Source organism: Sporofaciens sp. SGI.106 (assembly GCF_050314255.1).
GTDB lineage: Bacteria > Bacillota > Clostridia > Lachnospirales > Lachnospiraceae > Claveliimonas.
Window position 1 is genome coordinate 83,952 of record NZ_JBNPMZ010000012.1, and the last position, 10,312, is coordinate 94,263.

At 41.0% G+C, this 10,312-nt stretch carries 13 protein-coding genes and 1 pseudogene; 7 read left to right on the forward strand and 7 right to left on the reverse strand.

Features of this window, described 5'->3' with window-relative positions:
* Positions 1–50 precede the first annotated feature (50 nt).
* From ACQRCC_RS10085 to ACQRCC_RS10100, 4 genes are all read left to right on the forward strand, one after another.
* Positions 51–335 (forward strand): hypothetical protein, encoded by a 285-nt coding sequence (locus tag ACQRCC_RS10085; RefSeq protein ID WP_002578946.1) that lies wholly within the window; start codon positions 51–53, stop codon positions 333–335.
* Between the two features lie 62 nt (positions 336–397).
* Entirely contained in the window at positions 398–1,810 is a 1,413-nt protein-coding gene (locus ACQRCC_RS10090) for a relaxase/mobilization nuclease domain-containing protein (RefSeq protein WP_002578945.1), read from the forward strand.
* Positions 1,811–2,235: 425 nt separating this feature from the next.
* The gene (locus ACQRCC_RS10095) at positions 2,236–3,348 is read left to right on the forward strand and encodes a hypothetical protein (protein ID WP_171332421.1); all 1,113 of its coding nucleotides are present in this window, start codon (positions 2,236–2,238) and stop codon (positions 3,346–3,348) included.
* A 128-nt stretch (positions 3,349–3,476) separates the two neighbouring features.
* Positions 3,477–3,752 (forward strand): hypothetical protein, encoded by a 276-nt coding sequence (locus tag ACQRCC_RS10100; protein ID WP_427850656.1) that lies wholly within the window; start codon positions 3,477–3,479, stop codon positions 3,750–3,752.
* Between the two features lie 91 nt (positions 3,753–3,843).
* Here the strand turns inward: ACQRCC_RS10100 and ACQRCC_RS10105 are convergent, their stop codons facing one another.
* The 4 genes from ACQRCC_RS10105 to ACQRCC_RS10120 form a co-directional block, all read right to left on the reverse strand.
* Positions 3,844–4,056: a DUF6070 family protein gene (locus ACQRCC_RS10105; RefSeq protein ID WP_221400448.1), complete on the reverse strand. Its 213-nt coding sequence runs from the start codon at positions 4,054–4,056 to the stop codon at positions 3,844–3,846.
* A 38-nt stretch (positions 4,057–4,094) separates the two neighbouring features.
* Complete coding sequence (locus ACQRCC_RS10110; RefSeq protein WP_221400431.1) at positions 4,095–4,355, reverse strand: hypothetical protein; 261 nt, start codon at positions 4,353–4,355, stop codon at positions 4,095–4,097.
* Between the two features lie 116 nt (positions 4,356–4,471).
* Positions 4,472–5,176, reverse strand: coding sequence for a hypothetical protein (locus tag ACQRCC_RS10115; RefSeq protein WP_427850657.1), 705 nt, complete (start codon positions 5,174–5,176; stop codon positions 4,472–4,474).
* Positions 5,177–5,208: 32 nt separating this feature from the next.
* On the reverse strand, positions 5,209–5,541 hold the full coding sequence (locus ACQRCC_RS10120; RefSeq protein ID WP_427850658.1) for a TetR/AcrR family transcriptional regulator: 333 nt from the start codon (positions 5,539–5,541) through the stop codon (positions 5,209–5,211).
* Positions 5,542–5,661: 120 nt separating this feature from the next.
* Here ACQRCC_RS10120 and ACQRCC_RS10125 point away from each other — a divergent pair, with 120 nt between their 5' ends.
* The 3 genes from ACQRCC_RS10125 (at position 5,662) to ACQRCC_RS10135 (ending at position 6,555) form a co-directional block, all read left to right on the forward strand.
* Complete coding sequence (locus ACQRCC_RS10125) at positions 5,662–5,955, forward strand: type II toxin-antitoxin system RelB/DinJ family antitoxin (RefSeq protein ID WP_427850659.1); 294 nt, start codon at positions 5,662–5,664, stop codon at positions 5,953–5,955.
* Entirely contained in the window at positions 5,945–6,259 is a 315-nt protein-coding gene (locus ACQRCC_RS10130; RefSeq protein WP_427850660.1) for a type II toxin-antitoxin system RelE/ParE family toxin, read from the forward strand. The genes ACQRCC_RS10125 and ACQRCC_RS10130 overlap by 11 nt, the downstream gene beginning before the upstream one ends.
* 155 nt (positions 6,260–6,414) lie before the next feature.
* Positions 6,415–6,555: a hypothetical protein gene (locus tag ACQRCC_RS10135; RefSeq protein ID WP_427850661.1), complete on the forward strand. Its 141-nt coding sequence runs from the start codon at positions 6,415–6,417 to the stop codon at positions 6,553–6,555.
* Positions 6,556–6,984: 429 nt separating this feature from the next.
* Here ACQRCC_RS10135 and ACQRCC_RS10140 read toward each other — a convergent pair whose 3' ends face one another.
* The 3 genes and pseudogenes from ACQRCC_RS10140 to ACQRCC_RS10150 form a co-directional block, all read right to left on the reverse strand.
* Positions 6,985–7,725, reverse strand: coding sequence for an ATP-binding protein (locus ACQRCC_RS10140; RefSeq protein ID WP_427850662.1), 741 nt, complete (start codon positions 7,723–7,725; stop codon positions 6,985–6,987).
* Positions 7,715–9,301 (reverse strand): IS21 family transposase, encoded by a 1,587-nt coding sequence (gene istA / locus ACQRCC_RS10145; protein ID WP_427850663.1) that lies wholly within the window; start codon positions 9,299–9,301, stop codon positions 7,715–7,717. The genes ACQRCC_RS10140 and istA overlap by 11 nt, the downstream gene beginning before the upstream one ends.
* 559 nt (positions 9,302–9,860) lie before the next feature.
* Positions 9,861–10,127 (reverse strand): annotated as a pseudogene (locus ACQRCC_RS10150) (transposase zinc-binding domain-containing protein); the annotation flags it as partial.
* Positions 10,128–10,312: the final 185 nt, after the last annotated feature.

A 10,312-nucleotide genomic window follows, 5' to 3' on the forward strand; every position in this document is an offset into this window, starting at 1 on the left:
TTATGGCAGATACCCTTGTACAATATAATTAAAAGAAAGGGGTTGAGCCTATGAAGCTGGTATTGAAGATATTGGCACTGCCGGTGCTGTTCGTTGTAAAAGTGATTTGCATTCTTGGAAATCTGCTTACAAATGTTGTGTCCTATGTAATTGGTTTATTGCTCTTGGTCATTGGCGGATCTGCGATTTACTGCATTGTAAAGGCTTTGTGGCAGTCCCTGCTTATTCTTGTGGTTCTTGGAATTGCGACAATAGCAGCGGTGTTCTTGCTCGTCTGGGCTGTTATGAAAGTCGAGAATATTGGAGAAAGTCTGGGAGCATTTATCAGGTCATAAGATAATATCAGAGAAAAGTCACCGACCGGTGGCTTTTTCTTTTTGGGAAGGAAGTGATGGGAATGGCAGCGACAAGATTGATTGCACTCCATGTGAATAAGGGAAAGACGGTCGCTCAATGTTTGGCAGACAGAACCGACTACTCACAAAATGCCGCAAAAACCAATGATGGCGAATTTATCAGTTCCTATGAGTGTGATCCAAAGACAGCAGATGAGGAATTTCTGCTTTCCAAACGGCAGTATCAGCATATTACCGGCAGACAGCAGAAGAACAATATCATCGCATACCAGATACGCCAGTCCTTTAAGCCGGGAGAAATCACCCCGGAAGAAGCGAACCAAGTCGGCTATGAAACAGCGATGCGATGGACAAAGGGAAAACACGCTTTCATCGTTGCGACCCACATCGACAAATCCCACATTCACAATCATATCATTTATAATTCGACCTCGCTGGATGCCACACGGAAATTCAAAAACTTCTTTCTTTCCGGTCTGGCGGTGCAAAGACTCAGTGATATGGTTTGCCTGGAACACGGGCTGTCCATTATTACACCGAAGCCGTATCGGGAGCGCCAGAAAAGAACTGTTTATCCCAAGAAGCGTACCCAGCGTGACGAATTATGTGATGCGATTGATGCGGTGCTGAAGCAGAAACCAAAGAGCTTTGATGGCTTTGTTCAGGCTCTGGCTGACATGGGATTTGAGTTCAAGGATGGAAAGCAGCCTGCGTTCAAGGGCGAGAATCAGAAGCGTTTCATTCGGCTGCGTTCCCTGGGCGAAGGATATAGCAAAGAGGAAATTCAAGCGGTTATCTCCGGCAAGAACCTGCACAAATCAAAAGGCGGCTCTGCCAAGGCTCCTGCCCCGAAGCAGTTCCAGATGCTGATTGATATTCAGGCAAAGATGGCCGAGGGCAAGACGGTCGGTTATGAAAAGTGGGCGAAGAAGTTCAACCGAAAAGAAGCTGCCCGAACGGTAATCCTACTGAAAGAAAAAGGCTTGGGCAACTACGACGATCTGACTGCTCATATTGAAAATCTGTCTGCCCGGTTCGATGCGCTTTCTGATTCTATCAAGGTCGCAGAGAAACGTATGGTTGAGGTTCAGGCGTTGCAGCAGCACATCAAAAATTATCGCAACACAAGGCAAATTTATATCGAGTACCGCAAGTCTGGATATAGCAAAAAATTCTTTGAAGAACACCGTCAGGAAATCACAATTCATAAAGCGGCGAAGCAAGCCTTTGATGAATTGCAGATTACAAAGCTCCCGTCCATGCAATCATTGTATGAGGAGTTTCATCAGCTGGCAGTCCAGAAAAAGCAGGACTACGCTGAGTACCGTCAGATCAGAAAAGAGAAAGAAGAACTGCTGATTGCCAAACGGACGGTTGAAACGATTTTGAATATCGACAGGCAGAAAGAGCAGGAAAAAGAGAAAGAGAAAGAGGAAAAGAAGAACTTCCGTTAAAGCAAAAAGCCACGGTCTGCACTCCCCAAAGGGTGCGGATCGTGGCTGCTTTTTTGCTTTTCGATTTCGGTGCTTTCAACCATGGGCAAATTTTTATTCTACTGTTCTTTGAGAAACGATTGAAAATCGTGTAGCCATCATCGGCAGATGATGTTCAAAGGGGATTGGGGATGCTTCCCCAACAAGCAAATTTGCGAAGATTGCACCGAAGGGAAAATCGAGAAAATGAGTGAACCTGTACAGGTTTACACTGCTTGCCAATTTGTGAACTTCAAAAGTTTCTTAAAATAATTGTTTCCCTCTGTCCAAAATTAGTACCCTCAATCGTTATTATAGTTAAACCATAAATAAGGAGAGGGTTCCAATGTTTTGTTAATATGGGTTCATAGATATTCCACACCATATGAATGAAAGGAGAACACGTTATGAAAAAGATTATTTGCTTGATGCTCGCCGTAATTATGGCTTTCTCCATGAGCGTTTCTGCGTTTGCGGCAGAAATTGATGCAAACGATGAAGTGTCGCTGATTGACAATTCCATTGAAGAAATTGATGCATTACTCATTGCCAGTTCCATGTTGAATGCTCCTGACATTGCAAATGATATTCTTGTATCGGGCGCAACTGAGAATGATGTGCTTCCGCTTTACAATGCATTTGGTGAGATCGTTGCCTATTACGTGTCTTTCGAGCCGACAGGCTATGCTGTTGTAAACAACAACATCGAAAATCCATCCGTGATTGAGTTTGGTGAGGGTGTAAATCAGCTTATTGATGACATTTTGAAAGTTGAAAGCAACCCACATATTATTTATAATAACCCCACAGAGGTTTACTCTGCCAATGTAAAAGCCAGAACTGTTAATGCAAGTTCTGACTTGTATGACTATTATCCTGTTTTGGAAGAAGCCAATTATGCCGCCGTTGCTCAATTGGCACAGCTTAGACAATTTGTTCAGTCTGATGCCAGTGTGTGTAGCGATGGTGATTACGGTTTTATTGATTGGGGAGATATGCCCTCCGGTACATATGATTGGGATATGGTTGCAAATGCAGCATCCACAGATTGGGCAACCACAGGTGAATTTAGTTCGATTGCAAAAAACCACTGTGGTGCCACTGCGGTTACAAATTTTGCATTGTACTTTGCAAATTGCGGTTATTCAAATCTGAAAATCAATTCTTCTGTCTATGATACATTTGTTGCTGTTCACAAGATTGTTGGCAATGGTCCGGTTATGACTATTGCCGATGAAGCAAAAGAATATTTCACTGATCGTGGTTATACGTTAAAGACTAGTTCTGTTGGTAGTTTCTCTGGTATTCAGACTGCAATCGGAAATGATCGTCCTTGTGGTATCCTATTAGCAAATGCTATTGTTGATTGGCATTGGGTGATTTGTGTAGGTTATCGAGCATATAATTCTGGCGGTAGTTATATGAGAGTTGTAGATGGTTGGAATGATACGACACTTAAATTCTATCTTTGCAATTCTGGTTCTACTTGGATTTCCGCAACACAGTATTGGGTGGCTTGACCGACCGAATATTTTACTGCTTAGAGATAAGGAATTATGAAAAAAGGAGGTGAGGAGTGATGAAAAAATTTTTTAGCATGCTTGTAATGGTGTTACTGATGATTTCATTAGCAGGTTGTTCAAAAAGTATGAATTACGTCATAGGGAATGAACCATCATTCGTTGGAACAGTTGAGGTAGTAACGGATGAATATGTTCTGGTCAATGTCAATGACGATGATGCAATATATTCTGACCATCCAAATATCCAAGTATCGTTAGATGTGGAACTTAAGGACAGTTATTTGGATTTATCGAGTGGCGACGAAATTGTTGTATATTACGACGGAAGCATAATCGATGAAAAAGCGGAAACTGTGTATGCGATTACATTAAGAACACCTGCGAATCGTGAAACACAGTAGTGCTTATAGTAGAAGATAGAATAAAGCTGGCAGTTTCAAAACTGCCAGCTTTATTTTTGTCAATTTTTAGATTATTTCCAGGATAGGATTATCAGCGTTCGTTCCACGTTATTCGTGGCTCACAGAAAGGCAAACCATATTCCGTCTGGTAAGTTACTTTGTTTCCTACATATTGGAACCTCCCATTCTCTAATGGACGTACAGTAACTTCATGCGCAAATAGACAGTCCGTCTTCAGATCTGTTGACAACATGGCAACTGTTAAGGTAAGAGTTCCATCAGAATTGATTTTATATTCAGTTATAACTCACCAAAATCTAAAATAAAATTACAAACAATTTTCTATTCAAAAGTGTTTGAATTTATCCCAACAAATTCACGGTTTTTAAAATACCCGATTTCTAATTCTAGAGGCAGGTTTTTTCTAATACAATCGTATCCATTGCCTAAAAACGAACAATTATGTGCATCTGACCCTAACACAACTTTTTTTCCGCCTAACTCAATATATTTTTTTATAATATTATATGATGGCAATGGTTCTGTACAGTCATTAGAAATTGAAGAGGTATTAATCTCTAATAAAATCTCTTTCTTTATCATTAGCTCAAGGATTGAATTAATTGTTTTTTCAGGAATTTCCCAACTATCAAAATACCTTCGAGGAAAATCTAAGTGGGCCATGGCTTGAAAAGAGTACGAAGAGATACTTTGAAGCATTAAATCGTAATATTCAAAAATTGCTTGATTCTCTGGTAAGTTTTTTGCACCAGGAAAAACGGAGTTATTACAATGATGTAGCAATCAGTTGAACCATATAAAGAAAGCAGAACAAAAAAAGGTTGATGATCACTTTGGATGGTTGTAGGGGTTACTTCAATGTTTAAGCCTTTGATATCGCCCTTTTTTTGTATATGTAAATTGTTTCTTTCCCATTTTATAGATACTCCCATTGCCAATAGAATATCTATCTCAGGTTTTAAAGTTAGCGAAATTGTTTTCTTGTTTAAATCTAAAAATGTCAAATTTGTATTATTTATTAAAGCTAACGTGGAATATGTTATAATTTCACTTATGCATTGAGTTAGATTAAATTCAATATACTGATTGGAAGAAGCCATAACATTTCCACTGCAGACAATAGAATTATCAGAGATGTCAATTTTTTTACCTATTAAGCGCAAAAAATCAATCATATCATAGACATCCGTTTTTAAATATGGATTTTTTATGATAAATTTTTGTTTGTTAACAGATAAAAGTAATGCCGTTTTAGTGGCCCCTCCTACAAGCGGTCCACTCAAATCTTCGCTAGAGTATGAAAAATTTTTTATATCTAACTCGGTTATATCGCTATTGTCACCAAAATTACCTATTATTCTATTAGATTCTATACTTATTCTTCGGATGAAAATCCAATGCACTTCTGCAATTCATACTCTTGCAGAAAAGCATCTTATATATATTTATAAAATATCTCAGGGGTAATTTTCGATATTTCTTCCGTTAGTTCTTTCCAGTTGTTACCATTGTACTTTGAGAGAATATTTTTAGTCACATAATTGTCATAGTATGCGTTGCCCAAGTCGTATTTATCTTTAAAATACTTATAAAATGTACCTCTGGAAACTTCTGCTTCCTCTATAATATTCTGCATGATTATCTTGTTAAAATCTTTTTCCTGAATAAGTTTTTCAAGAGCCAAATAAAGCATTTTTTTGCGTTCATATTGTACACCTCTTATATATTGTATATTTTTAAACACCTTTTGCAAACTGTTAATTGTCACGAGTTAATCCATTTAATCCATTTATTCCGACAGTAAACTTACACAACCAATCAATACAAATGAATTGAAATAGCAATGATTTTGTATTATAATTATTAAAAAGAAATGGAGGAATAAAGAATGGCTAGTACAATTCAAGTACGTGTTGATGACGAGTTAAAGAGCAAGTCAGATCAGTTGTTTAAAGATCTTGGCACAGATACTACTTCTGCAATTCGGATGTTTTTGACACAGGCTGTTGCAAATAACGGTTTCCCATTTGAAATAAAACGGGTGGAGCATAATCCGTATGCTACCATGTCTGAAGAAATGATGTTGGAGAAATTGGAGAAATCAAGAGTATCTGCATCAAAGGGTAACTATAGATCTGCAGATGCGGTTATTGCTGATATGAGGGAAAAGTATGGAATATAAAATAGTAGTAACAGCAGAAGCGGAAGAAGATTTAAATCAATACATCCGATATTTGCTTATGGTGAAAAAAAGTGATCAGGCGGCGAAAAATGTTTTGGATGATTTTGAGGCTACTATTCGGAGCCTCAAAAGTGTTGCAGGAAGTTTGAAGCCGTGTGATAATCCTCGATTAAAAGAACTGGGATATCGAAGGATAAATTTTCTCTCACATAGGTATTTTATGATGTATCGAATTGTTGAGGATATTGTGTTTGTAGATAATATTTTTCATGAATTACAGGATTATGAAAACAAAATGATTTAATTAAAAAGGGGATTATTAGGATAGGTCATTTACCGTGAAGACGATAGATGGCCTTTTTCTTATGTCTATTTTGATGGAAAGGAAAGATGGCAGGAAAAGAGTATACAGTGAAAGACAAGATCTTTTCTAAAATGACAAGATAAGGTCTGATTAAGGTGGAATCCAAGGATGAAATGCTGGTTCTTCCGGATAATGGAGAGATGACCTCCCATGAATTAAAACGCATGGTAATGGAAGTGAATAACAGTGAAGTCTGGCACGAAGAAAATGTCAAAAGACATTGGGTCACAATGTAGTCCGTCCATATAGAATTCTTCTCTCAACAGTTTTCTGTCGGAATCATCAGAATCGGTTTTCCTGTTTTTTCATTATGCTGGAAAAGCAGATATTCCAGTGCATCGGAATAATTCGCATTTCTGCTTTTAATGTGTTTGATTATGGCAATGCAATTCACCTGCCATTTGTAATAATTCTTTTCTTAAGGAAAACAGATCTGAGATACACTGCCGGATCTCATCTTTCATTTCCGCAGAGCTTTCTCCACCAGTGTAAAATATCTTGCTGAAAACCCGTAAGTGGAGCAGTTGCCAAAATGGCACTACTGTTAAACACGGGTGGATCTTGCTCTTAGTGATTATTCCGGGCGATTAGCCCATGCGCTGAAGCGCGTTCAGCGCATGGGTATCGCCGTTTAGCAAAGGCTGGTCGCAGTTCAGCCCAGGTCATCAAGCATGTGATAAATGCTGCCGCATATTAACATCACCGGTTTCGATCCAAGTAGTGTTATGCGCGAAGCGCTCTACGATGGACTCGGCATAAGTCCCGCCTCGCAGCCGCTTGATCCAGTCCTCGCGCTTATAAAGCGTACAGAAAATCGTGGACGTACTGTCAAAGCGGCGTTCCGTTAATTCAAGGATGAACTCGACATCTGCTTTAGACAATTCTGGCATAAGCCATTCATCCAGAACAAGCACCTTGAAAGCTGCATATTTGTTCAGCACCTTGTTCTTTCCGCCGGGAAGCACTGATTTCTCAGCGTATTCTTCCAGAAGATCAGGGAGTCGGATGTATCGGGTTTTATGTAGTTGTGTGCAGGCTTCTTTTGCCATCGCACACCCCAAGAAGGTTTTCCCAGAACTAGGATATCCCTGGAACACAACGCTGCGGCATTCGTCAACGAACCTGCAGCTAGCCAGATCAGCAATAATGCCCCTGTTGAGAGGTCGTTTGTCAATGTAAAGGATGTCGTGAATGTCTGCCTTTGGGAGCCGGAGCTTTGCAGTCTTAATCAACCGGTGTACCTTGTCGTTATACTTTCTCTGATAAACACCGTCTGTAAGGAGCTGAAAACGGTCGTCAAAGGGAAGAGCCAGCGTCTGTGGATCCTGTTGTTGTATTTCGAGTTCATCAATGAATTCGCCGACATTCATGAGGCGGAGTTTTCTTCTGGTCTCATTATTTAGCATCAGAATCCCCTCCCTTCCGGTAATAATCGCTACCGCGGAGATATCCCATGGAGGAGTCATCAGCAGAAGAATCGGAAGCGGCTTCCAGCTGTTCTTTATAACTGATGTCTTGATTCGTTGTTAGGATTGCTTTAAGGTGATGGTAACGGGGCACTTTAATCCCTCTGCTGATAGCAAGCTCACAGGCGGTTTCCAGACGGGCATCTGTATACGTTCTGCTGAGGCGGAGTATGGCAAGGCAGGGATTATAGCCCTGTTCTTTTATACCGACGCTGCCAAAGATGCGGTCGATGACCTGTCTGGTCGATTTCCCGATTGAACTTGCCCAGTTTTTAATCCGCTCGTCATCCCACTGAACGATGTTGCGAAATGCAGGCGGCATGTCTTCCGGATGCGTGGAATACTTATTCTTCATGTAATCCGGAAAGCGGTTGTGTGTCGTCAGACGCTCCCCTTTGTGATAAAGTTCCACGAAGCGGTCCGTTACTTTGAGGTCGACCTTCTTCTTCGCGTACTGGTACGGGCATGAATACCTGTTTTTCTTGTACACGACATGGAAGTCGAGGTTGACGGCACGATCATAGACCCACTCTGCAATCTCATAAGGAACATCAGGAAGCGGTCTCAGGAAATCCCGTTCTTCCTGCAGCACCTCATAACGACTCCCTTCACGTTTCTGAAATGCCTCGTGGTTGAACTTATGGAGCTTGTCAGAAACAGCCTTTTTGAGCTCTGCGAAGGAGTAATACACGTCGTTACGGCATCGGGCGATGATAGACGTTGCAATCTTCCCGACAGTGCTTTCTACAGATGGTTTCTGCTTCGGCTTTCTTACACCGGCAGGCATGATTGCGGTCATGTAATGCGATCCAAGAGCCGCGTAATCATCTGTCAGAATGATCTCGCCTTCCTTTGGATGAGACACGACACCCGTTTTGAGGTTATCGCATACTGTCCGTATCGGGGCACCACCAAAGTACTCATACATACGGATATGGCACCGGATAAAGGTGTCCATCTTCATATCCAGACACGGTTCTACGTAAGAATACTGGCTGTACGGGAGTGTTCCGACGAACAGATAGACAGTGATCAGTTCACCGGTGCTCATGTCCACGTAGTGCATAGTTGGTCCGGACCAATCGACCTCTGCCCGCTCACCGGGCTTGTGCTCGAGGTGGTTGGTGAGACGATTGGCGACAGTGAATTCGGCGTATCCCTCGTTAAACTTGGTCTTGCCCATGGGGATCTCCCCATTCCGTTCACAGCGGTCGACATACTCCTCATGGAGAAGCTTGAGGGTCACGCCTACTTTTTTCAGTTCCTGATGTACATGCTCGTAGTCAGGATCTCCGTACATGGTCTCGTTTGCAAACTTCTGCGGATAGAAAATGCGATAGACCTCCGATTCGTCAAGTACACAGATATCATCGTAATGGATACCTTTCTCATCAGCGATGTTGAAAACTTCACTGACAGAGTGCCTTGAGATGTGTCTTGTGGATGCGATCGCACTTCGAGACAATCCTGCATCCCGAAGCTCCATGATGAGCTTCACATTGATTTTTCTGGCCATTCTTTTGGCCTCCTTTCGTTAGAGTTAGATTTGGAGCGATACTCCTTCTATAATTCTAACGAACGAAAGGGCAAAATGAGTAAGAGTTAATAAATGGACTGATCTGCGACCAGCATGTGCTGAAACGCGGATTGTATCAAATGGGCTGATGCGCGGTCTGACTGCGCTAAACTGCGGCCTAGGTGGGCCGGAGGCCCGGAATAATCACTTAGAAAAAGAACCTCTCACTTATATGGGAAAAGAGAGCCCCTTATACAACATGGAAATGAAAAAACCTTGCTATGGTAGAAATATGATTTTGTTGATATAATCAAAAATTGAAAAGTATTACCAGAGACTATTAAAAACCCCAGCAGTGATCAATCCTATGATTGGAAAAAGAATGAATGAGTATGTATCGACCAGCACGATCCGGGACATCCATAAACTTCTGAGGAGCTGTTTTCAGCAGGCAATCAAGTGGGAACTGATGGAGAAAAATCCTTGTATTTATGCTACGGTTCCAATGCACAAAACAAAGAACCGGGCCTATCTTTTCATAAATAAGGAATCCCAGCGTGTGAGCAAGACTGCAATAAAGGAATTGCTTGCAAAAGTTCTCTCCAATGGCATATTTGTTGCCACAGGTAGGACAAAAGCGACTATGGCAACGGAAGGGAACAAATTTAAACTTTCCACAATGTGTGCAGATGTACATGGCACCACCGAAGGCAGGGTCACCACAGTTGATCATTTTATCAATATTTTCCATCTCAGTGTCTCTGGGATGAAGAGTATATTTAATTTCTTCATAATAGTCGGTAAAGATTTTTTGTAAGATATTCATAAACCTATTATGCAAGAAGAAGTAAAAAAAAGAAACCCCTATCCCCTCAAGATTGAGGGGCAGGGGAGTTGAATAGGCGAAGCCTATTTTTTATAAAAACCTGGAAAGGATATCCATATTTATCGAATTGTGATGTCATCACAGAAAGAAAAGAAGAAATCCTGTATACTGCAATTATAAAGACA

What these genes read in the sequence shown, in the direction of transcription:
- ACQRCC_RS10085 (WP_002578946.1), top strand. Translation starts at nt 51, where the DNA reads ATGAAGCTGGTATTGAAGATATTGGCACTGCCGGTGCTGTTCGTTGTA.
- ACQRCC_RS10090 (WP_002578945.1), top strand. Translation starts at nt 398, where the DNA reads ATGGCAGCGACAAGATTGATTGCACTCCATGTGAATAAGGGAAAGACG.
- ACQRCC_RS10095 (WP_171332421.1), top strand. Translation starts at nt 2,236, where the DNA reads ATGAAAAAGATTATTTGCTTGATGCTCGCCGTAATTATGGCTTTCTCC.
- ACQRCC_RS10100 (WP_427850656.1), top strand. Translation starts at nt 3,477, where the DNA reads ATGAATTACGTCATAGGGAATGAACCATCATTCGTTGGAACAGTTGAG.
- ACQRCC_RS10110 (WP_221400431.1), bottom strand. Translation starts at nt 4,355, where the DNA reads ATGATAAAGAAAGAGATTTTATTAGAGATTAATACCTCTTCAATTTCT.
- ACQRCC_RS10125 (WP_427850659.1), top strand. Translation starts at nt 5,662, where the DNA reads ATGGCTAGTACAATTCAAGTACGTGTTGATGACGAGTTAAAGAGCAAG.
- ACQRCC_RS10130 (WP_427850660.1), top strand. Translation starts at nt 5,945, where the DNA reads ATGGAATATAAAATAGTAGTAACAGCAGAAGCGGAAGAAGATTTAAAT.
- ACQRCC_RS10140 (WP_427850662.1), bottom strand. Translation starts at nt 7,725, where the DNA reads ATGCTAAATAATGAGACCAGAAGAAAACTCCGCCTCATGAATGTCGGC.
- istA (WP_427850663.1), bottom strand. Translation starts at nt 9,301, where the DNA reads ATGGCCAGAAAAATCAATGTGAAGCTCATCATGGAGCTTCGGGATGCA.